Source organism: Ruegeria sp. H8, assembly GCF_056532905.1.
The window spans coordinates 1-22,789 of record NZ_JBQFNY010000001.1 but is presented as its reverse complement, the minus strand read 5'-3'; the positions used below and the strand labels follow the sequence as shown (position 1 = coordinate 22,789).

Genomic DNA, 22,789 nt, shown 5'->3' with positions numbered 1-22,789 from the left:
AGGAGAAGCAGACGTGAACACCCTGGATAATACACCAACCGACGGCGACCTTGTCGCTTGGGATCGCGACCATCACCTACATCCTTGGGCCGGAACCGACGGCTTTGGGTCCGACGAGTACATGCGGGTAAATACAGCGGATGGTATCTATCTCTGGGATGCTGCCGGGAAGCGATATATTGATGGCCCTGGCGGAATGTGGTGCACACAGATCGGATACGGGCGTCAAGAGATGGCCGATACCATTTCCCAACAGGTTATGAAGATGCCCTATGCGTCGCCGTGGTCGTTTACGACCGAACCCGCGGCCGTTCTGGCGCGAATGATCGCGGAACGTACACCAGGCGATCTGAACACGGTGCACTTCACGACCGGTGGGTCTACCGCCGTTGACACCGCACTGCGGACCGCACTTTTCATGAACAATCGGCTTGGCCGACCGGAGAAGAGGATCGTGATCGGCCGGGAAAAAGGCTACCACGGATCAACCTTTCTCGCCGCGACTGTCACTGGAAAAGAACGTTTCGAAACAAGCTTTGAAAAAGCTCAGGATCTGGTGCGTTTTCTGCCCGACGTGAATCCCTACCACCGGCCAGAAGGCATAACAGTTGATGTATGGTGCGACGCCAAAGTTGCTGACCTTGAGAGCCTGATTGCTGACGTAGGCGCCGACCGTGTTGCCGCCTTTATCGCGGAACCGATCCTGTGTTCCGGTGGCGTGATCGTTCCACCTCCGGGTTATCACAAGCGCACGCTCGAAATTTGCCGGGCAAACGACATTCTGTACATTTCGGATGAAGTCGTAACCGGCTTTGGTAGGTTGGGACACTGGTTCGCCTCAGAAGACGTCTTTGGCATCGTCCCTGACATTATTACCTGCGCAAAAGGTTTAACCTCGGGCTATCTGCCGTTAGGTGCCTGCATAATCTCGGACGCAGTAATGAAACGCATTTCAGACGCACCGGGCGACGATGTTTTCTACAACGGCTACACATACTCCGGGCACCCTGTGAGCTGCGCGGCTGCCATTAAGAATATTGAAATCATGGAGCGCGAGGACATTCTAGGACACGTTCAACGCGTCACACCGCATTTCCAGGACCGCCTAAATCAAATAAAGGAGAAGTTTCCGATAGTTGGGGATGTGCGCGGTGACGGGCTCCTCGGGTGCATAGAATGTCGCCCTGGACTGAACGTCGAGAGTTACGAAGCGCATGTGAAGTTTGGACAGAAACTGGACGATGCGTGCGAGGAGATGGGACTCCTCTTGCGACCATTTGGAAACATGGCCGTGTTCTCGCCCCCTCTGATCATAACTCCGTCGCAGATAGACGAAATGTTCGACATCATGGAAGCTGGTATGGCGCAGGTCAGCAAGGACTACGACGCATAACGGTCATCGCGTCCATTCAAAGTTCCAGTCAGATCAGGCAGGTTTCCGACCACGGATGTGATGCGGGCAATGCTCTCCGGTTTTCAACACTGGCTGCATAGCGTCCCAGATCTCGATCTGATGTTCAATAAACTCCTCACCATGACGAGCTTCCCAGTCGGCTCGGTTTGGCCCGGTCAATTCCTCCAGCTCATCAGCTGATACCTGAGCATACCAAGCGTTGCGGTTGACTAACTCTACGTCTTCAAAGCCAGCCAGCTCCATAGCAGCTCGGTACTTAGAGGGCGACGCCATCTGAAACTCCAAGGCTTCCATCTGTACGTAGTGCACCATTTCCGGTGACATCTCACCATCATGATTGGTCAGCCAGTCAGAAGCAGCGAAATAACCGCCTGGTTTGAGCACACGATAAGCTTCCGCAGCCATCGCTACTTTGTCGGTGATATGGATGATCGAGTCCTTCGAAAACACTACGTCAAAAGTACCATCTTCGAATGGCATTGGACCTGGAGTGACCTGTTTGATATCGACCTTTCTCTCCAGATCCGCCTGCCCAACTCGCTCTTTCGCAGCCGCGCAAACCGGGGCCTCTACATCAATCCCCGTAACTCTAGCGGCGCCGAACTCCCGTGCCATCAACACTGCAATGGCCCCAGATCCGCATCCGATATCAAGGATATGCTTATCTTTCAGATCAATCCCTTTAACAACACGCGCAACTTCTTCAGGGCCTCCCGGTGAAAGAAACCCCTCTCCCCAGAGCTCCTCCAGAAAGCTGATTGCCTGTTGGTCATATAGGATCTCGTCTGACATAGGATTCCCCCGCATCTGATTGTCAGTCAGTCACTGCAGTGAAACCTTTTATCTCATCTCAGACAAGCTTTATCGCGAAATCGCAGGTCATAGATTCAGCTATAATTGAATGATCATTCAGTCAGTAGACAGCAAGTGATTTGGCTGGTATTCGGAGAAAAGAACGCCTAAAAGGATTTTCTCGCAATGGCTGACACCCAACCGACGCATGCCCAAACCGTGATTATTGGTGGGGGGTCGATCGGCGCGAACACGGCCTATCACTTGACTAAGCTTGGCCATACCGATGTTGTCGTTCTGGAACAGGGACAACTGACATCAGGGACCACTTGGCATGCCGCCGGCCTGATAGTAGCCGGCCTTCTCAAATCCGAAGCTGAGTGCGCTATCTACACGCACGGTCGAGACCTTTATGCGAAACTAGAGAAGGAAACCGGTATATCCACAGGTTTCCGCGACGTTGGATATCTGCAGATTGCAACCAATGAAGAACGCCTGCATGAGATGCGTCGCGTCGCAGCCTTCATGCGGCGTTTTGGGATAAACAACCACGAAGTCTCAGTAAAAGAAGCGCAGGATATGTTCCCTATAGGGGACCTCTCAGACGTCGTTGGAGCGTTCCTCATTCCGGAGGACGGTCGGGCCAACCCGGTGGACGTGACAATGTCTCTGACCAAGGGAGCCAAAAACAGAGGCGCACGTTTCTTTGAAGGTGTGCGGGTTGAAGAGATTTTAGCCAGGAACGGCACTGCGACCGGGGTCCGCACTGCGAACGGTCATACTATAACAGCCGAAAACGTTGTGATCTGCGGAGGCATGTGGTCTCGCCAACTTGGTGCAAAACACGGTGTAAATCTACCGCTCCAGGCGGCTGAACACTACTACCTGATAACGGAAAGTATCCCGGGCCTACCTCGCGATCTACCCGTTCTCGAAGACCCTTCCACCTACACTTATTACCGTGAAGAAGTCGGCGGGATGATGTTAGGGCTTTTTGAGCCCGGCGCTGCGGCTTGGAAGCTCGATGGTATCCCGGATGAATGGCAATTCGGAGAGATTGAACCAGATTGGGAACGTGTTGGGCCCGACCTGGAGAAAGCCTATTCGCGCGTGCCTGACACCATGAACTACGGTGTCAAAAAACTATTCTGCGGCCCTGAGAGCTTTACGCCTGATCTTGCGCCGCTTGTTGGCCCGACGCCTGAACTGCGCAATCTCTGGGTTGCATGTGGGATGAACTCACTTGGCATCCTGAATGGCGCGGGTACGGGAATGGTTTTGGCCCATTGGATGGTGGACGGCTTGCCGCCCATCGATGTTACCGGCATCAACGTCAATCGCTTTTCCCGTGAAATGGCGACACCGGCCTTTCGACGCGACAGAACACCTGAGTTGCTGGGAAAGCTCTTTGGTCAGCACTACCACAATGAGAACTACAAAACGGCCAGGAACGTTAAGCGTTCAATGCTCTATGACCGTCTCAAAGCGGCCGGAGCCTTTTTCGGCGAAGGAAATGGTTGGGAACAACCTGATTGGTTTGCTCCGACGCCCGAAGAGGCCAAAGTCGAGAAATACAGTTGGCATCGCCAAAATTGGTTTGAATGGCACGCTGAAGAACACCGGGCAGCACGCGAGGATGTCATCGTAATGGACATGACATCAATGGCGTGTTTCAGCGTCGAAGGACCGGATGCCTGCGCCCTCCTCTCTCGCCTTTCCTGCAATGACGTTGATGTTGAAGCCGGTCGCGTCGTCTACACGGCCTGGGTAAATGAACGGGGTGGGTTTGAGGCAGACCTTACGGTTACCCGGCTATCCGATCGGAAATACTGGGTCATCGTGGGAGAAAACTCGGCGGGTCATACCGAGATGCGCATGCGACGGCACGTCCTGGACAACGAGAACGTTGTTATAACAGACATCACCGCAGGGCGCTGCCAAATCAACGTTCACGGCCCAAAGTCGCGTGAACTATTGAGCAGAATATCCGGAGCTGATTTGTCGGACGAAGGTTTTCCCTTCATGACGGCGCGTGAAATCGACATCGGGTACGCCGTAGTTATGGCCTATCGCGTGACGTTTATTGGCGAACTTGGCTGGGAACTTCACGTACCGGCCACTCAGACCATTCAGACCTACGATCTGATTATGGAAGCAGGTCGAGATCTGGGTGTTCGCAATGCTGGAATGCAAACTCTCAACTCCCTACGGCTAGAGAAGGCTTATCGTGATTTCGGAATTGACGTGGACAACACGGACAACCCAATTGAGGCCGGGCTTGGTTTTGCCGTCAAATTGGACAAACCCGGTGGCTTCATCGGCAGGGAAGCACTCGCCACGATCAAGGCGAAAGGCACGCCCAACAACCGGATGTTGCAGTTCCTGCTAAAAGACCCAGAGCCTCTCATGTACGGCAATGAGATGATTTATCTAAACGGCAATGAAGTCGGATATATTCAAGTTGGCGGATATGGGCACACGCTCGGCGCTGCCGTCGGCATTGGTTTCGCCGAGATTGACGAACCGTTGACCGCGGACATAGTCGCAACTGGGCATTGGCAGATCGAAATCGCAGACGAGAAATACGACGCGGCAGCCTCGTTAAAGCCGCTCTATGACCCCGGCATGCACAAAATAAAGCGCTGAAGCCATATTGTTCGATGCTTTCGCTCAGACTGGAAAGTGTTTTGGGAAGAACCGCGACAGCGAAAGCATGCAAACATCCCTGAATTCCCGACGATCAGCCACTTTTGGATACAACATCAAACTTAGCCAGGCCCCGTCTGACATCGCCTCTACGGCCCGAGCTGTTTTTTCTGGATCAAGATCGTCGTAGCCGCCGTCGGCAATCAATTCACCACATAGGTGCAAAATTCTATCATATCTTTCGTTGTCATATTTATTATGAATCTTCAGGTAATTAGGCCGATACTTCGCTTGCCCCCAGAAGGCAAACCAGACGGCCAACCGCTTGTGGGTACAAATGCTCTTGTCAAAGTCCGCTCGAATAATCGCAGCCAGCCGATGTGCGGCTGTAGGTTCCGCAGCCTCATAGTATTTGAGCCAATTTTCATAGTGTTCTTGTGCAAGGAAACCCAGCGCGGCGTCATACAAAGCTTCCTTACTGTCGAAGTGATAATTCACCACGCCATGGGACAGATTGGCTGTTTCTGTCACGTGTTTAAGCGTCGTGTCAGAAAACCCGCGTTTCGATATCGAGTCTATGGCAGCCATGATCAACTGTAAGCGACGAACTTCGGGAGGTTCGGTGCGTCGTTTTTTCTGAAGCTCATGCGTCTCCAATTTAACTCTCCTCTCGTTCAGCCATTTGCCTGTCCAACAAATCCGCTCTCTGTTGCCGGAACATAATTATTGCTGCGATAGCGACACAGATAGCGATCACAAGAATCATGATGGTTGCTAGCGCGTTGATGTCCGGCCTGAGGCCCAGTCGAATGCGCGAAAAGATCAAAATTGGCAAGGTATTTGCGCCTGGGCCGGTAACAAAACTTGCTATGACCAAGTCATCGAGAGACAGCGTGAAGGCCAGCAACCATCCCGAAATTAGTGCCGGCGTCAGCTGTGGGATCGTTATGGCCGTCAGAACTTTGAACGGTTTTGCGCCAAGATCGGCGGCGGCTTCTTCCAGTGTTTGCCCCACACCGGTTAAGCGTGCCTGAATTGTTACCGCCACATAGGCCATGGAAAAGGTAATATGCGCGATCGTAATCGTCGCAAAACCGCGCTCAGCAGGCCATCCGATCAGCTGGTTCAGCGAGATGAAGAAAACCAGCAAGGACAATCCGGTTATCACCTCGGGCATCACCAAGGGCGCGACCAACATGCCACCGAACAAGGTCCGCCCCTTGAACCGTCCAAAGCGCACCATAGCCAGACCTGCCAAGGTGCCAAGCGCCGTGGCAAAAGTAGCGTTGACAACGGCAATCTGAAGACTGAGTGAAACAGCGCTCCAGACTTCCGCAGATTGAAAAAGCTCTTTGTACCAGCGCAACGACCATCCACCCCAAACCGGTACCAGCTTGGAGTAGTTGAATGAGTAAATAACCAACAGGATCATTGGGATGTAAAAGAATGCCAGTCCCAAGGTCAGCATGATGGTTAAGAAACGGGAGCGTTTGGCGTACATCTATTGCTCCTCCGCTGCTTTGCCTTGGTAGTGCTGGAAAACCATGATTGGCAGCACCAGTATGAACAGCAGAACAATCGCAACTGCGGCGGCCACTGGCCAATCGCTGTTTCTAGAGAACTCATTGTAGAGAACCCGCCCAATCATCTGCACGTTGCCGCCACCTAACAGATCGGGGATAACGTACTCGCCGGTCGCAGGGATAAAGACCAGCAGTGAACCAGCGACAATTCCAGGCATCGTCAGAGGCAATGTGATTTTGAAGAAAGTGTTCGTTGGTTTGGAACCAAGGTCGGCGGCCGCCTCGTTCAGGCTGTTGTCCAGCTTCTCCATATTCGCGTACAGCGGCAGGATCATGAACGGCATATAGGTGTAGACGATCCCGATATAGACGGCGAATTCCGTGTAAAGCATGCGGATCGGCTCATCGATCACCCCCAGCGCTATCAGAAGGTTGTTGATCGTGCCTTGATCCGCAAGCAGGCCCATCCACGAATAGACCCGCAACAAGAAAGACGTCCAAAACGGAAGAATGATTGCAAACAACAAGAGCGGCTTCGCAACCGGCCCCGATCGTACAATTGCATAGGCAATAGGGTAGCCAAACAAGAGGCACAAGAACGTACACGTTACTGAAATCTTGAGTGAATTTACGTAAGTGTCAAAGTACAGGCTGTCTTCCCAGATGTAGACAAAATTGTCGAAGACCAGGCGGATTGTCATGATCCCGTCACCTGTCCACTCAATTAAACTTGTGAATGGCGGGCTCGCAATCGCCAGTTCAGCTAAGCTTATCTTGGCGACAATGAAGAACGGTGCCAGAAAGAATACAAGCAACCAGAAGAACGGTATGACGGTGACGATCTGACGCCATCTGCTATGGATACGCCGCATCACTAAACGGATCATGGGTTGTCGTTCAACCTGCGGCGGTTCGAACATATCCTCGGTGAAATCCGTCATGAGTGGAGCAACATGGCGCTAGACGGATCCCAGCTGATATTTACCTTGTCTTCCCAGGTTAATCGCTGCGCAGCATGCGTCGGACGTGACTGGTTGGGCTGAGTGACGTCGAAGATTTCGCCATTGGGAAGCCTTACCTTGTAGATCGATGTCTCTCCCAAATACCCAACATCGTCGATAACGGCCGCTGTCTGGTTCGCGCCCTCAGCAATTGTATCAGATTTCTCAAGTCGAATTTTCTCGGGCCTCAGCGCAACCCAAATCTTGCTGCCAGCCTTAACAGAATGACCGTGATCAATATAAACTTCGCAGAACTCGGTTTCGACCCGAACATGGTCGACCCCATCCTCGGTCACCCTGCCCTCAAAAATATTTGCTGATCCGATAAAGTCAGCCACAAAGCGGGATTCTGGAAACTCGTAGATCTCTGTCGGAGTTCCAATCTGTTTGAAGCGACCCGCGTCCATAACGGCCATTCGCGAAGACAGGGTCATTGCTTCTTCCTGATCGTGAGTCACGACGATGAACGTGACGCCGACCTTGTCCTGAATGTTGGCAAGCTCAAACTGCGTTTGCTTACGCAGTTTTTTGTCCAGAGCAGCCAAAGGTTCATCCAGGAGCAGCAACTTGGGACGTTTGACCAAGGCCCGCGCCAATGCAACACGCTGGCGTTGCCCACCGGACAATTGTTTAGGTTTTCTCTTTTTGAAATCTTCCAACTCAACAAGCTTGAGGATGTCGTGAACTCTGTCCGCAATGTCTAGCTTGGGGACATGGTCTTGCTCCAACCCGAAAGCCACGTTTTTTTCGACGGTCATATGCGGAAACAGCGCATAGCTTTGGAACATCATATTGGTCGGACGTTCGTAAGCTGGCACATCGGCCATATCGACTCCGTCGATAGTGATTGTACCACTGTTCAAATCCTCAAACCCAGCAAGCATTCGAAGTAGTGTCGACTTTCCACATCCAGATCCGCCTAAAAGGCAGAATAACTCTCCTTTGTAGATATCCAGATCAACGTTATCGACAGCAGTCACTGCACCGTATTTTTTGGTTACGCCTCTGATTTTGACCAGAGGTTCCTGTTCTTTTTGATCGAGCCATGGTTCTGGGCTGACAGCCGTGGAAACAGTCAATTTGGGCCTCTTAGTCTGCCAGTCGGGATCTGGGGATGCAGTAGCGAACCGGTCTGGTCCGCTACTTCATTTGCCGGTGTGAGTGGATTTAGTTTCCGGCCTTAAAGTCAGTCCAGGTACGTGTCTGCAAGCGCTCGACCTTGGGAGGAAGAACGGCAGTCGTGTACATCTTGGCAACCTGATCCGATGTTGGGAACGCGGCTGGGCTGGAGGTTACAGCCTCATCAACCATGGGCTTGGCCGTCAGGTTGGCGGTCGCATACCAGGTGAAGTTACTATCATTGGCCGCAACCTCGGGGCGCATCATATAGTTCAGGAAAAGATGAGCGTCTTCTTTGTTCGCGGCGTCTTCCGGGATTAGCCAACCATCAATCCACAGCTGCGCTGTACGATCACCTTCGGGCAGGAAGAAGTCTAGCACTACACCAGTGTCGGCTTCCGCTGCGCCAGACATGGCAAGGAGACCGTCAGGGCCCCATGTGGTCGAGACACAGAACTCTTTCTGAGGCATCCGTTGATAAGCATAGTTATCGAAGGTTTTGATGTATGGCCTGATTTCCGCCAACATCTCCCCAACCTTCTCATAGTCTTCCTTGTTTGTGGAGTTCGCATCCAGGCCCATATGCGCTAAGGCCATCGGAATGATGTCGCCCGGGGAATCCAGGAATGAAACTCCACACTTGGACAGCTCTTTCATGTGAACAGGATCGAAAACCATATCCATCGAGCCTATGGGGGCATCTGGATACGTCTCTTTCACCAATTCTTCGTTGTATGTGACGCCGTGCGTTCCCCACATATAAGGAATGAAGTGTTGGTTGCCTGGATCCCATTCACTTGACAACTGCTCCATGATTGCCGGGTCGATGTGCTTGATATTGTCCAGCTTCGACATATCCAACGGTGCAACAATTCCCGCCTTAATCAGACGAGCCGTATCACTGCCGGCATGACTAACCACATCATATCCGCTGTTTCCCGCGAGTAGCTTGGCATCAATTGCTTCGGCAGAGTCATACGGATCATAGATCACCTTGATACCGTATTCTTTTTCGAAGTTCTCGATTGTGTCTTCAGCGATGTATTCTCCCCAATTCGTAACCTTCAACACACGCTCTTGCGCGTAAGCCGATCCCGAAACTGCAGTAGTAGTTGCTGCTATAACTGTAATTCCGGCGATTTTCCTGATTGAGTTCATAACTTCGCTTCCTCTCCCTGAGTGGTGGCTGAATTTGTCCTGCCTTGTTTGCTAGTCTGTCTTCTCGAATGATCGCGCCTGCGTTGCCGGCGCGATCACAAAGCACCCCATTCCCCCAAGTCGCTATGCTTTTATCTGACTGGTCATTCAGAACGGTAGTCCGCTGAAATCTGCACTGTCAAGCTTGGTTGAATGAATTTTGATCATATCTCTACGTATCACTGGTTTTGCACCTGATTTGAGCAGGTAAATCGAAAACCATCGACCAAGGAAACCTCACAGGCGTGACTAGCAGCACATTTCTGAATGATCATTCAGTCAGAAAAAGTTGACGAGCAAGTCAATTTAAGCGACACCTACACTCAGTCGAAGAGTGGCGGATCCAGCAAGGCCAAATTTTCACTCCTGGATATTGTCCCCATCTGAGACCCAAACTGACCAAACCAAAACTATGCGGGTTGTTCCGATGCGCGACGAAGTAAGAAACACAGAAACTCCTACCAATTGGGACCGTCGCGGGTTGCCCGGTTGGTGCTATCACAGCAATGCCCTTCTTGAACTTGAGAAGAGCGAACTTTTCAAAACGCATTGGCAAATCGCGTGCCATGTTTCGGATGTTCCGGAACCCGGTAATTTTCTATGTTTTGACATGTGCGGTGAGCGCGCCCTGATCTTGAAGGACAGCAACTCGGACATCCGCGCGTTTCTAAACGTTTGTCGTCACCGCGGTTCTCGGCTGGTCTCGAAAGAGCAAGGAAAATGTGCAAACGCTCTAGTCTGCCCATTTCACGGCTGGGTTTACAATCTTGATGGAACGCTACGCGGCGCCGCCCGTCCGGAGTCGTTCCCCGATCTAGACAAGCACGAGTTTGGCCTGAAAGAGATTGAAATGGAAATCTGGCAGGGTTTTGTCTTCGTCCGATTCAAACCTGGACCCCAGCCATCAGTAGCCGAACTGCTAGCCCCGATTGAACAGGAAGTCTCTGCCTACAAAATGGCCGAACATGTCCCGACGGACGGAATCTGGACCGAGGAGACTCCTGTAAACTGGAAATCGATCAGAGATGTCGACAACGAAGGGTATCATGTCCCGCTCGCGCACCCTGCCCTTCAGGATCTGTATGGCTCGACCTATTCAGACGAACCATATGTCGATGGTATCTCACGTTCTGACGGAAAATTCACTCCGACAAAGGGCCGGAGGTGGGCTGTTCGCAACTACAAGAAATTCACTAAACCACAGCCTCACCTGCCAGAACACTTGCACAAAACTTGGCTTTACTACGGCATTTTTCCAAATGCGGTCATAGCCGTCACACCTGAGACGACCCTCTTTTATCAAGAGTTTCCGATCACGACGGATAAATCCATTCTACGGAGCGCGACATACCGAAACCCGAACGAAGACCGCCAACAAAGAGCGGCACGCTACCTTGCCGCCCGGATTGATCGAGAGACAGTGGAAGAAGATATTCAGCTCACGATATGGTCCAACGAAGCCATGGTTTCGGAGGCGTTTGAAGGCTTCTATCTTTCTGATCTCGAGTACGGCGTGCGCTCTCATCATGACCATCTCAGGAACATTCTGCCAATCTACAACTCTGAATCAGCGCCTGGAGAAGATGAAGTTGCCGCGTTGAATGATGCGATGTCCGCTGAGCCGAAATCGTGACTAAAGGTATATTCAAAGTGGAGGAAGCAGAAGCTCAAACGCAGTTCCTGGTAACAGCCATCGGAAAACCTGGCTCTGGCGCCACAAGATATGCTGCCGCGATGTATTTTTTTAAGAGCGGCGAGCTTTCTGCCGAGATGCTGGAAATCTACCGAAGATGCAGCAAGCTTGACACGGAAGATCCGCTCGATCTGGCTAGATACGAGGGCGTTTCAATTCCAGAATTCGTTTGCAATCCAAACTCAAGAACCAATCAATGACTGCTTCCGCGCAAACGACAAAATCCTTGGATAACTCAAATCCTTGTAAATTCTCAAAATGTAAGGAAAGCGCAAACCCACTCCGAAAAACATCTCTCATGCCAATCTCATTTCTGGAGCGAAAGCATTGAAAGTTCACGACTTTGACGTCGTTGTCGTTGGCGCCGGAGCAGCAGGAATTGCAGCTACTCACGCTCTCAAATCCGCGGGACTCTCAGTAGTCTGCATCGAGGCATCCAACCGCGTCGGGGGGCGCACACACACGGACACGGAAATCTTTGGCGTCCCGTTCGACATGGGTGCGCACTGGATGCACACCGAACATGCAAACGCTCTGAAAGCTCCAGGTCTCGCACTCGGCCTTGATCTCTATGCAGCCCCAGACAACGCGGTGACATATGGCTTGGAGGATGACGCTGTTCTGTGGGACGAAGTCGACGAGCTTCATAGCGCGATCACTGAAGCGGCGCGCATCGATGCAGAAATTGAAGCAAGTACCGGAATTCCAACAGACCGGTCCTTGGCAGACATTTGGCAGAACAAAGGGCATTGGTCGTTCACGGCAGCGATGACATTTGCCTTGTCGATTGCCAGAGATTTGCCGGATACATCTCTGCGAGACATCAGTGCCTGGGAGGGCGGAGACGATTGGTTTTGTCGCGAAGGCTTCGGACACCTAATTGCATGCACTGCAAAGGGGCTGCCAATTAAATTGGCCACTCCGGTCACAGAAATAAAATCTCTCACTGAAGGCGTGCAGATAACCACGGCTACTGGCAAGATCAATGCTCGAACCGTAATCGTAACAGTTTCTGTCGGGGTCTTAGCCGAAGACATCATCCGCTTTGATCCCCCACTAGAACCCGACCGACGCTCAGCGCTCGAGCTCATCACTATGGGTGACTACAATCACGCTGGCCTCCTTTTCCATCCCGGTGCTTTGCCCGTGCAACCGGATACTTGGCTAACATACCAATTAGAACCCGACGCCAAAGGGGTAGCCCGTGGAGGTGGTTTTCTTTGCGACATCTCAAACACCGGTCTAACTAGCTTTGAAAGCTCTGGCAGCTTTTCCAAAGAGTTGCAGGATGACGGACCTGAGAGCGCCATCGAACATGCGCTCGAAACACTGGTTGGCTTCTTCGGCACAACAGTCAGAAAAGCCTTCATCAAAGGCCACGCTACCGCTTGGCGAAATGAACCCTATGTGCGTGGTTCTTACGCTGGAGCCAAGCCGGGAGGCCACAACAAACGCGCTATCTTACGCCAGTCTCATGCTGAGCGGGTGCACTTCGCCGGTGAAGCTACACATCCTAACCAACAATGCTCGGTCAGCGGAGCCCACCTGGAAGGATTAAGGGCCGCGGAAGATGTGTTGGCGCAGCTACGCTGAACACCTGGCGATCAACTTGCTCCAGCAAGTGGAACAGTCTTAGAATTTCGAATGAACTTTTGACTATAAGTCACAAGGCCAAGTTCATCTTTCGCATGCTCCGCGACCAGTTCAGGGTAAGCTATCCGGTCACAGACAGATGATAAGAAATTGAAAGTTTTGAAGAACAAAAGCTGACCATGTTTCAGCGGGGTGGCTCGATGGGGACCAGATACTCTCTGTCTTGAGCAGTTTCCCTTGATGTCCGCTAAAGAACGGAACCAGACTTTGTTTCGTAAAACGACTATGTCTGCTGTGCGGACTTTGCCGCCATTGGCCCGTTTTCACCGGAGGACCGCAGACAGCCCAAAGCGGACCTTCAAATCCAAGCATGGTGACTTCCTATACGCGGACAAACTGCCGTTCGCTTTCATCCGCGCAATGCGTGCATCCGGTATTCGAGCTAAACTGCTGATGGTATCGGCGGTATTAGATGAACAAGGGATCATACGTCGGAGCAACAGTTCAGTGCTCCCCTACCCGGTGGCGGAACACCGCTACTTTGGGGAATGATAATCGATTGGAGCAATTATTCCAAAAAGTTGGATTTTGCCACCTTGGTCTCGCGGTAGAGGTAAAAACTGTCTATCTTTGATTTGAGGTGCCTAGCGGATGAGAACAAAGAAATGGCTCGTGGATCAGGAGTTTTCTTTTCTTCAGGAAACTGACGCAGCAATGAGTGGTTGGAACATTGAAGCCGTCCAACTTAAACCTGGAATAACGCATTCCAAATTGCAGATCGTTCGCGTAGCGGACCTTCAAATCATGCTTAATGAAGAATCTCATCCTTGCCACCTAAACTGGACCCATGACGGCGAAACAACAAGCTTTGCGTTCTATCGCCCGAATAGCGAAAACGAGATTTGGTGTGGTTTACCTGTAGAAGCGGATGATGTTTTGATAACGTCCTCCGGTCGTGACCATGCAAGCCTGACACCAGCTGGCCTTAGTTCGATTTTTGTGACCTTCGAGACCAACCTGCTAGACCGCTACGGGGTCCATGAACTTGGTCGAATTTACTCGGCGCAGAATACCACAAACGGAATTGCAAAGCTTGGGACGACTGGACGACGTTTACGGAAATTGCTGTTCAGCTTATTTGACCATCCGCATCTTTGGGATCAATTTCCGCCCGATGATCTCCAAGACCACATCCTGTTTTCGCTTGGTGACATGCTTTGCAAAGACAACGAGAAGTCAAAGGATTTCGCGAACCTGAAAAGCGCCGCCACTTGGAAGACTGTTGCACGAGCCTTGGAAGCCATAAGAAGTTCCCAGCAGTTTTTGAGCTCTCGACAGCTTGCCGATGCGATTTGCGTTAGTCCCAGACTGTTATATCTGTCTTTCCGACAGGAGCTTGGAGTCTCCCCAGTAAAATTTATACGCTATCGCAGGCTTCAGAACGCCCGGTTCGAATTGGCGATGAGCAACAGTCAGAACACTTTGATCAAGCAAGTGGCAAGCAAACATGGGTTTCGCGATTTTGGGCGTTTCTCTGAGTATTACAAACGACAATATGGCGAGTTGCCGAGCGATACACTGAGAAAGCAGTAAGATATTGGACTGCTATTCCATTCTGAGTTCTCAACTGGTCCTCCACCCCCATACTCGCCCAAAACTACGGTCACAACTGGAAGAGCAAATTGAGCGAGATTTGCACAATTTGCGTATTCAAACCGTTCGATATTTTTTAAGCGAAACGGCATACTTAAACAAAAATGAATGTTAACTCCTGATAGAGGACTTGAGCGCTGACGGTTCGCTTTGCAGCCTTGAGACAGAAGACTTGTGCTAAATCAGTATTCTAAGGGCGGGGAATTGAAGATGAAAAAGAAGTTGTCACATCTGCTTTTTGGTGTGCTGGCATACAGCTTTTTGCCTGCGATTGTGCAAGCTCAGGACGCCGGCTGCGATGCTGCATGTGAAGCTGCCCGAAAAGCCGCCAACCCCCTCGCCGACATTCGCGCGATCATGACCGACAACACGGTGGCATTCAGAACGGGCACGGATGAGGAAGACAGTTATAACTTTCAGATTCAACCAGTCTACGCAGTTCCACTTGACGGCGCCAACCTGGTGCTGAGGGGCATTATCCCAATTCAAGGTGTTGCACCAGGTGCAGTTCTACCACCCGGCATAGGTGAACCTACCCAAAACTCCGATCTCGAATGGGGTATAGGTGATTCAACGGTTCAGGCGTTTTATGCGCCGACACCTTCGGGCAATATTTCTCTCGGCTATGGGCTACAAGTATCTTTACCGACCCACACCGATGACGCGCTTCAGGGCGCAGGCTGGGGGGCGGGTCCGGCCGTCGTGATATTTGGCCAGGCAGGAGATTTGTCCTGGGGCGGTGTTCTTGCTCACATGTGGGGAGAGAGCGACTTCAGCACGACTATACTACAACCGATCCTGATCTATGGCCTTGGTGGGGGTTGGTATTTCGGATATAATAATGTGATATCATATAACTGGAATGCCTCTAGCAGTGATGACGCCTGGTTAGTGCCATTGGGCCTAACGGTCGGCAAAACTATCATAACCAACGAGGAGAAGGGTACGGCACTGGACCTGAGCGCTGGTTACTACGACGTTAACCAGTCTCCGACAGGCGGACCAAACAGACAGTTCAAATTTGGAATCTCATTTTTCTTCTGAACACAATAGACGAGATAGGGAACTCTAAAGTCATGCGAAATATTGTTCTGCTAACTGCCGCTGCAAACCTCCTGACTACTGCGGTCTACGCGCAAACGGGACGTGAAAACCCTACCGCAGATTACGCGCTGATAAACGGATCTATCCACACTATGGACGATGCCGGTACAATTGCTGAAGCCATTGGTATTGAAGGCGGCGAGATCGTATATGTTGGCGGCGCAGACGGCCTCAGAAACGTGATTGGACTTGGAACAGAGGTAATCGATCTCGACGGCGCAATGGTCATTCCCGGCTTTGTCGAAGCTCATATGCACCTGTTCGCGGGTGGGCTGATTATGACTGGTGTTGATCTTCAGTCTGACAGCGTCGAAGAAATTTTAGATCGCGTTCGCGCACATGCTGAACAAAGTACTGATGACGTAGTCACGGGATACGGTGTGCGGTTCAACCCATGGACCGACGGCAACCCTACAGCGGCAATGCTTGACGAAATTGAAAGTGAACGCCCCGTTTTCCTTTGGGCAATTGATGGTCACAAGGCGTGGGTGAATTCCAAAGCACTGGAAATTGCCGGAATAGACAAGGATACGCCCGATACCGTGCCTGGATATGCGTTTTTCGAACGCGATGCTGACGGAAATCCGACAGGTTGGATCGTGGAGATACCGGCCCAAATGCAGGTGTTATCCGCGCTTGTGGACATAACGCCAGAGTACATGGTGGATGGCATGAGGGATTGGTTGCCACGATTTGCTGCATCCGGAATTACAACAGTTCAGGATCTTGGCTTTCAAGGCATAGGGCAGGACGAAGGATTTGCACTTGTCGAAAACTTGGCGAATGGCGGTGACCTCCCATTTAGAGTTCGAGGGGTTTTCTATTGGAATGATGAGAGCGTTGACCCTGTTCAGGAGATCGAAGCACTCATTGGCCAATTCAAGCATGAAGACGCCAAGCCTCTGAAAATAAAGATTAATGTTGATGGCGGAGACGATAGCGATAGCGCACTTTACGTAGATGGATATGCCGACAATCCGGATAACGACCCGAAACCGATTATTCCGCGCGACGTTATAATCAATGCAGTTGTAGAAGCCGATGCCAAAGGCATTGATTCCGTTTGCCATTGTTTCGGGGATGCAGCGGTTAGAATAATGCTGGATGCCGTGGAAGAGGCCATCAAAGTCAATCCGGAGCGAGATCGCCGATTTGCTGTCGCACATGGAAACTCGGTACATGCTGATGACATTCCCCGGTTTGCCGAACTCGGTGTGACTTGGAATAGCTCGGGAGCGTGGATGAGCTATGACCCTAACCTTCAACTGATTTCAGACAAGAAACTTGGGAAAGAACGCGTTCAGGAAATGTTCCCGATGGCAAAGATTGCCGAGTCGGGCGGTACGGTTGTTCTTGGTTCAGACTGGCCTGTCTCCGGTTGGATTTCAGAATATCGGCCGCTGTCTGCAATCGAAACGGCTGTTACCCGGACAATAGATGGACGCAAAGACGTTGCACCACTTGGTGGGATTGAGGCCGGCGTGTCTGTCGATACGGCCCTACGAGCTTCGACAATCAATGCGGCTTACGAGTTAAGAATGGAAGACACAGTCGGAAGTCTCGAAGTCGGTAAAAAAGCAGACTTGGTTGTTTTGGGCGAGAACATTTTTGAGATCGACCCGAATGACATCTCGGAAGTTGATGTTCTTTACGCGATCATGGACGGCGAGCTTACGTGGGACCATACGAAAAAGTAAGAGTGCTGGATTTCTAACGTTCGCCCGAACAGGAGAAAGCGATGAAACTTTCATTTAGTGCGGTATTGGTCGGGTTTTGTCTTGTAGTTACGGCAGGAGCATCGCTTGCGTGCGGCAACCCAATGCAATGGGCCATGCTTTTTGAACGCCACCCGGAAGCGAAGGTTGCTTTCACGGCAGATTTGGCTGCGCGAACGTCGGGTCTTGTCCAAGCGAGACCATATATTAAAAGACCAGGCGTCTCGTATCACGCGTGGTCCGTTAGGTCCCTGAACAGGCTCGCCCAAGAAATGGCACCGTCGATTTCTGCCAATTTGCAGGAGGGTGAGACACTCACTGTCCTGCTTGCAATCGAAGTTGCGGCCATTCGTTTTCACAGTGGTGATCAAGCACCCGAAATTCTGGCGGCCACTGAACTCAAGACGATTTCGGACTACGACATTACCACGACAGTGAACGTTTTGCATTCAGGTTGGCGGCACGACCTCAGCTTCGACGCGATGGTCGAAAACGAACTCTTGGTAATTTCACAATCTCGATCTGGTGAAACTCTGTCCGGGGTATTTGGAGGCGTGTCGAATGCGTCGTTCAAGCCCTAAGTCTTGTAACAATTGGCTTAGAGCCGTCAGATGAATCTACGATACGAGAGATTTTCGGAACGCTGCAATTTTGGGTCACCTCGCGACACGTTGAAACCGATAATGGGCCACAGGGCAGTGCAGCATCTTTTGCTCCTGGCTCATTTGCAAGCTTAAATGAAGACGTGAATGGATGTCCAAGAAGCCAAATGATGCAACTGTGTGGTGCCGGGAATGAGTAGTATTTGGGCGGTAGGAATACCTATTTTATTGGTTGATGTAGCAAACCCCGTCCTACTCGTCGCAATTGCATTTGCTCTCACAAGGAGCCGTCCGATTGCAAAAAGCTACGCACTAATCTTGGGCCATACACTTGCCTACTTTCTGATGGGCATTTTAATCGTTTACGGATTTGTCTACTTTGTGATGGGCAGTTTGGTCGCCAACGGACTTGCGGAACTTTTCGCTCCGGTGGTGGACTTCGTCGTCAAAGGTTTCGTGGACCCAACGCGCATCAACTTCGTCATCGGCTTTGTTCTGGGGCTGGTTTTGCTCGGCTTCGCTATGAGGATGAGCACAAGTGCCCAAATTGAAAAGCAATCTACAAGATCTGAAGTCAGCGAGCAGAAAGAAGGTTTGTTTCCATCTTTCATGATGGGAGTAACAATTTGCGTTTTGAGTATGCCGTTTTCTGTACCGTATTTCGGCTTCATCAATGAGTTGTTCAGCTTCAATGTTGAATCTAAGGCACTAGGTTTGCTGATCTACAACCTTTTGTACGCGCTACCATATGTGCTGATTCCATTTGCATATGCTGTCATGGGACAGTCCATTGTAGACAAACTGGAAGTGCTCATCACGTTCCTAGGCAGCACCGCATCATGGTTCATCCCACTGCTGTTTGGTGTCTTGGGCTTGGCTTTCATCGCTGACGCATTCAAGTATTTTCTCACTGGTTCCGGTTTGGTTTGATGCCAATCATTCTGTTCACCAACGGGCTATCACATTTCAGATGTTCCATTTTATCGTGGACTGAACTTCTGAAAAACTGCTCCCGCCGTTCGGCAGAATGTGCACCTTGCTCTCAATTCAGCTCATTACGCTGTCATGATCAGCCAAATTTATATGCGAAAAAATCCGGCTTAGATGAATATTGGCGAGTCACAGGACGTGCTTTGAGCGTTCCCAACCGATAAGCTGGACAGGTCTGACAGCTGCTTGCTACTCTTAATTCTGGTGAAAGTAAAAAACGTCCAGATTAGCTTACAAGACTGAGTATCTACTAAGTGCCAAACTTTTCACGAAACCTATTCAATGAGTAAACGTCGCACTTCTTTGGCCGGTTTTTGCGCAGTTGCGATGTTCTGCACTGCGTTTGTAGCGAGCGCGGAAGGCACTGATGACAATGCAAGCCAGGACAAAAGTGAACCGGGGTTTAAAAATGGTTCTTTTGTTGGTGTTCCCATCCCGATTAACGACCCGACTTTCGGTGCTGGGCTAGTTTTGGGTGTTGGATATCTTTTTCAAAGTGACGAAGGATCAAAAACCTCGTCTTTAGGTGCAGCCATTGCGGGGACAAACAAGGAAAGCTACGCAATCGGTCTAGGTGGCGGTTTGTCTCTCGACAACAATCGCCAAAACGTTGAGTTCATACTCGCATACGGAGATTTAAGATACGATCTGTTCCTGATTAATGACTCGATAAACGTCGAGCAGCAGGGCCTCGCGTTCCAAGGCGCGTATCGCTACAGCTTTACGGATTCTTTTTCCGCAGGTGCATCGTTGCAGTATCTGAATACCGTAGTTTCAGGTGTAGACGGTATCGCGTTGCCTCCTGAAGTTGCCGAACTCTCAGACACTGCGTTAGCAACAGTAGGCCTCGTCGCGAAATGGGATACTCGCGACGATACGTTTTACCCGGTTAGCGGGAACAAAGTGGATCTGGCGCTGACCTACTCAAACGATGTTCAAAACGGGGATCTGTCCTATTACGGACTGAAGCTAAGCTACGATAGGTTTTGGCCCGTTAGTAATGAATCAGTTGTCGCCTTCAGAGCAACGGCTTGCGAAAAAAGCGACCGCACTCCTTTCTTCGACAGTTGCCTTCTAGGTTCTGAAATAAGGGGTTTTCCATTGTTTGATGTTTATGGAAACTCGATGCTTACCGCGCAAGCTGAATACCGAGGAAGACTTTCTAAGCGATTTGGATACGTCGCATTTGCTGGTGGTGGCGAAGTGCAAAAGAACAGTATTTCTGTCGATAGTGGCTTCCGCTACGCTGGCGGTGTCGGTTTGCGCTACCGAGTAACGAAAAAACACAAACTGGATTTTTCCATAGACGCGGCAGTTAACGACGACGGCGATGATTTTCTGTATTTTTATGTCGGCCAAAGATTTTAAGTCACTTTTGTAAGATACAGCGAATATTCTCCCTCAAATTGCAGTCGTTCCAATTCCGAGTACGCGCCCCGTTTAGATTTCAACCAAGACGCCTACCCGACCTCACGCCTGCATGTTCGTCGTTTGGTGAAAGTCAATTTCATTTGAGCCGTTCTCGTAAATTTGCAAAGTCAGCTTTCTGCGCATAGCCGCCGTCGGTTGATCGCGCAGCATCGGTCACTATGGGCTCGAAACAGCCATTCGCTACAGCTTGCATGAATGTCCGCTCTGCGGACTTTGCTGCCATTGGATCGAAGTCGGCTATGCGGACAAAGCGGTCGTTGGCTTCGAGGAAATGAAAGTCCGCTCCGTGCTGAGCTTTAACCGATGACAGCAACATGTTCACAAGCTGCTCTGTCGCTTTCTGAAGGTGTCTCGAGTGGCTAGCGATCTTTCCTGGTTGACGTGGTTGTAGACAGAGAAATGTAAGGAGGCGAATATCTGTAGACTTCGCATGCGCCTGAAACGCTGCATCGCGCGTTCGCGTCGTCGAAACGGGAGGTGCGAATTCTCGACGCGGTTGTTGAGCCACCTGCCCGTCCGTTGTTTTTCAAGCGCGCCCATTTCTCTGAGCGCAGCCTTGTAGGAAGCGAAGCGATCTGGGAAGACCTAATCGGCGCAACCGTGCCGCTTCATCAATTTCTTGAAGAATTTCAGTGCTGCAGATTTGTTTCGGCGTTTGGGAACAACGGTTTCCGGCACCTCACCTTCGTGATCGACGGCACGCCAGTGGTAGTGGCGTTTTCCGTTCACTTTCACGAATACTTCGTTCACATGCCACTTCCACTTCGAGAATGCGCGGAGTTGCTGAACCCTTTTTCGGATCTCTGATGCAAAAATCGAGCCAAACCTGTTACACCAGTATCGGACAGTTTCGTGGCTCACATCGATGCCGCGCTCATGAAGCAGATCTTAGGCATTCCGAAGCGAGAGCGTGAAACGGATGTACAGCGTCACAGCAAGGCGGATGATCTCGGGACTGGTTTTGAAGTACTTGAATGGCGATTGTTTAGTCATGCGCGAGGGTTACGAGAGCACCTGCACGCCTCAAACCAAGTTCTTCTGACAGGACCAGTTTGCTGATAACACAAAAAGTGCCCGCTCGGATCCAAGCGGGCACTTCTTCAGTTCTTTTGAGCCCTTACGCGATTGTGTCGTATGCGCTTGGGGCGAAAACGAAGTCGGTTTCATCCAAGTCCAGTTTGAAGGCCTGCACGTATATGCTCTGTTCTTCTCCGAGGTGGATTGTGGCACCGAAAAGGGATGCTTCGATCATATCGGACACCTCGTCAAAACCCGAGATCCCGGCGCCGGACAGGTCGATTGTGTCTTCTCCCTGTTGGAACCTTAGAATGGTGTCATGCCCATCCCCCGAGTTGAAGATGAACGTGTCTGCACCAAGTCCGCCAACCAACAGGTCATTGTCGGCTCCGCCGGTGATCATGTCATCGCCCCTGCCGCCGCTTAGGTAGTCGGCTCCTTCGTCGCCGTAGAGGCTGTCATCGCCGTGCCCTCCAAAGACCTTGTCTTTCCCAAGACCCCCAAAGCCGACATCGTCACCGCGGCCCAGCAGGATCCTGTCACTTCCGCCATTTCCGTCGACGAAATCATTGTCACGCCCGGTCCGGACATAGTCTGACTGATCGCCTTTGATCACGAAATCGACGTCATTTGAACCGTCGGATTGCAGCAAATCTGCCGGTAGAAGAACTCCGTCCAGCACATGTGCAACACCGTTGCTGGCCGGAACGTCCGTTACGATCAGATTTGGATCCGCAACGTCAGGATCCGCATCCACCAGCGTCGCGCCGTCTACGCCTAGCGTGGCGCCATCCAGCAAGGTCTGGATCGAGCTGGCATTCAGCACCTCGTCTGAGCCCAATTCGCCGGGTGCCACGTGGTATTTAAGAACACTCTGCAAAATTCCGATTGGATCGCCTCCATTCAGAAGTGCAAGAGCTTCTACCAGGTAGTCGAACGCGCCTGCTTCATCCCCTCCTTCAAAGCCCAACGCCTGACTTAGCGCGACGAAGGCGGCATCGTTCGGAGCGAAAACGGTTAGGCTGGCATTAGGATCGTCAAGGGCTTCGACCAGGCCTGCAGCCTGAACCGCATTGAACAGGATGTCGAAATCTGTCGCATCGTCGTCGAAAACACCGCCACTTGCCGCGACGATTCCCGCAAGGGTCGGATCGGTGAGCTCGACCGGTCCATTGCCCGGAATGTCGATGGGCAGCAGGACGCGATCGATGATCTGAATGGTGCCGTTGGAGGCCGCAATGTCCGGTCCAACGATGTTGGGATTGTCGACATCGGGTTCATTGTCGACCAGCTCAGTGC

Annotated in this window: 19 protein-coding genes and 1 pseudogene; 11 read left to right on the top strand and 9 right to left on the bottom strand. The window is 51.3% G+C overall.

Annotated features, from left to right (window positions below; genetic code table 11):
- The first annotated feature begins 13 nt into the window (after positions 1-13).
- Entirely contained in the window at positions 14-1,393 is a 1,380-nt protein-coding gene (locus tag ACR0A2_RS00100; RefSeq protein ID WP_170556619.1) for an aminotransferase, read from the top strand.
- A 33-nt stretch (positions 1,394-1,426) separates the two neighbouring features.
- On the opposite strand, the gene ACR0A2_RS00095 is transcribed toward ACR0A2_RS00100, so the two are convergent.
- Positions 1,427-2,206, bottom strand: coding sequence for a class I SAM-dependent methyltransferase (locus tag ACR0A2_RS00095; RefSeq protein WP_480833657.1), 780 nt, complete (start codon positions 2,204-2,206; stop codon positions 1,427-1,429).
- Between the two features lie 186 nt (positions 2,207-2,392).
- Here ACR0A2_RS00095 and ACR0A2_RS00090 point away from each other — a divergent pair, with 186 nt between their 5' ends.
- Positions 2,393-4,852 (top strand): GcvT family protein, encoded by a 2,460-nt coding sequence (locus ACR0A2_RS00090; RefSeq protein ID WP_480833656.1) that lies wholly within the window; start codon positions 2,393-2,395, stop codon positions 4,850-4,852.
- Between the two features lie 24 nt (positions 4,853-4,876).
- Here ACR0A2_RS00090 and ACR0A2_RS00085 read toward each other — a convergent pair whose 3' ends face one another.
- The 5 genes from ACR0A2_RS00085 to ACR0A2_RS00065 all read right to left on the bottom strand — a co-directional run bounded on the left by ACR0A2_RS00085 (position 4,877) and on the right by ACR0A2_RS00065 (position 9,653).
- A complete protein-coding gene (locus ACR0A2_RS00085) occupies positions 4,877-5,509 on the bottom strand; it encodes a TetR/AcrR family transcriptional regulator (protein WP_170352666.1) in 633 nt (210 codons plus the stop codon).
- A gap of 1 nt (position 5,510) precedes the next feature.
- Positions 5,511-6,353, bottom strand: coding sequence for an ABC transporter permease subunit (locus ACR0A2_RS00080; RefSeq protein WP_170352665.1), 843 nt, complete (start codon positions 6,351-6,353; stop codon positions 5,511-5,513).
- Complete coding sequence (locus ACR0A2_RS00075; protein WP_216599185.1) at positions 6,354-7,247, bottom strand: ABC transporter permease subunit; 894 nt, start codon at positions 7,245-7,247, stop codon at positions 6,354-6,356.
- Positions 7,248-7,312: 65 nt separating this feature from the next.
- Positions 7,313-8,455: an ABC transporter ATP-binding protein gene (locus ACR0A2_RS00070; protein WP_170352663.1), complete on the bottom strand. Its 1,143-nt coding sequence runs from the start codon at positions 8,453-8,455 to the stop codon at positions 7,313-7,315.
- Positions 8,456-8,543: 88 nt separating this feature from the next.
- On the bottom strand, positions 8,544-9,653 hold the full coding sequence (locus ACR0A2_RS00065) for an extracellular solute-binding protein (protein ID WP_170352662.1): 1,110 nt from the start codon (positions 9,651-9,653) through the stop codon (positions 8,544-8,546).
- A gap of 466 nt (positions 9,654-10,119) precedes the next feature.
- Between ACR0A2_RS00065 and ACR0A2_RS00060 the strand changes: the two genes are divergently transcribed.
- From ACR0A2_RS00060 to ACR0A2_RS00020, 9 genes are all read left to right on the top strand, one after another.
- Complete coding sequence (locus ACR0A2_RS00060; RefSeq protein WP_480833655.1) at positions 10,120-11,325, top strand: aromatic ring-hydroxylating oxygenase subunit alpha; 1,206 nt, start codon at positions 10,120-10,122, stop codon at positions 11,323-11,325.
- Positions 11,322-11,585, top strand: a complete 264-nt coding sequence (locus ACR0A2_RS00055) for a hypothetical protein (protein ID WP_480833654.1) — start codon at positions 11,322-11,324, stop codon at positions 11,583-11,585. Before ACR0A2_RS00060 ends, ACR0A2_RS00055 begins: the two co-directional genes overlap by 4 nt.
- Positions 11,586-11,712: 127 nt before the next feature.
- Positions 11,713-12,978: a flavin monoamine oxidase family protein gene (locus ACR0A2_RS00050; protein ID WP_480833653.1), complete on the top strand. Its 1,266-nt coding sequence runs from the start codon at positions 11,713-11,715 to the stop codon at positions 12,976-12,978.
- Between the two features lie 651 nt (positions 12,979-13,629).
- Positions 13,630-14,571, top strand: coding sequence for a helix-turn-helix transcriptional regulator (locus tag ACR0A2_RS00045; protein ID WP_480833652.1), 942 nt, complete (start codon positions 13,630-13,632; stop codon positions 14,569-14,571).
- A 270-nt stretch (positions 14,572-14,841) separates the two neighbouring features.
- A complete protein-coding gene (locus ACR0A2_RS00040) occupies positions 14,842-15,675 on the top strand; it encodes a hypothetical protein (protein WP_480833651.1) in 834 nt (277 codons plus the stop codon).
- A gap of 32 nt (positions 15,676-15,707) precedes the next feature.
- Positions 15,708-17,432: an amidohydrolase gene (locus ACR0A2_RS00035; protein ID WP_480833650.1), complete on the top strand. Its 1,725-nt coding sequence runs from the start codon at positions 15,708-15,710 to the stop codon at positions 17,430-17,432.
- 41 nt (positions 17,433-17,473) lie between these two features.
- Entirely contained in the window at positions 17,474-18,031 is a 558-nt protein-coding gene (locus ACR0A2_RS00030; RefSeq protein ID WP_480833649.1) for a hypothetical protein, read from the top strand.
- A gap of 213 nt (positions 18,032-18,244) precedes the next feature.
- Positions 18,245-18,982: a hypothetical protein gene (locus tag ACR0A2_RS00025; protein WP_480833648.1), complete on the top strand. Its 738-nt coding sequence runs from the start codon at positions 18,245-18,247 to the stop codon at positions 18,980-18,982.
- 342 nt (positions 18,983-19,324) lie between these two features.
- On the top strand, positions 19,325-20,410 hold the full coding sequence (locus ACR0A2_RS00020) for a BamA/TamA family outer membrane protein (protein ID WP_480833647.1): 1,086 nt from the start codon (positions 19,325-19,327) through the stop codon (positions 20,408-20,410).
- Between the two features lie 139 nt (positions 20,411-20,549).
- Here ACR0A2_RS00020 and ACR0A2_RS00015 read toward each other — a convergent pair whose 3' ends face one another.
- From ACR0A2_RS00015 to ACR0A2_RS00005, 3 genes and pseudogenes are all read right to left on the bottom strand, one after another.
- Positions 20,550-20,789 carry a hypothetical protein gene (locus ACR0A2_RS00015; protein WP_480833645.1) on the bottom strand — a complete coding sequence of 80 codons (240 nt, stop codon included), beginning with the start codon at positions 20,787-20,789 and terminating at the stop codon, positions 20,550-20,552.
- Positions 20,790-20,791: 2 nt separating this feature from the next.
- A pseudogene (locus ACR0A2_RS00010) lies at positions 20,792-21,466 on the bottom strand (IS6 family transposase).
- A gap of 124 nt (positions 21,467-21,590) precedes the next feature.
- Positions 21,591-22,789: fasciclin domain-containing protein (locus ACR0A2_RS00005; protein ID WP_480833644.1), on the bottom strand; the 1,199-nt coding region annotated here is incomplete at its 5' end.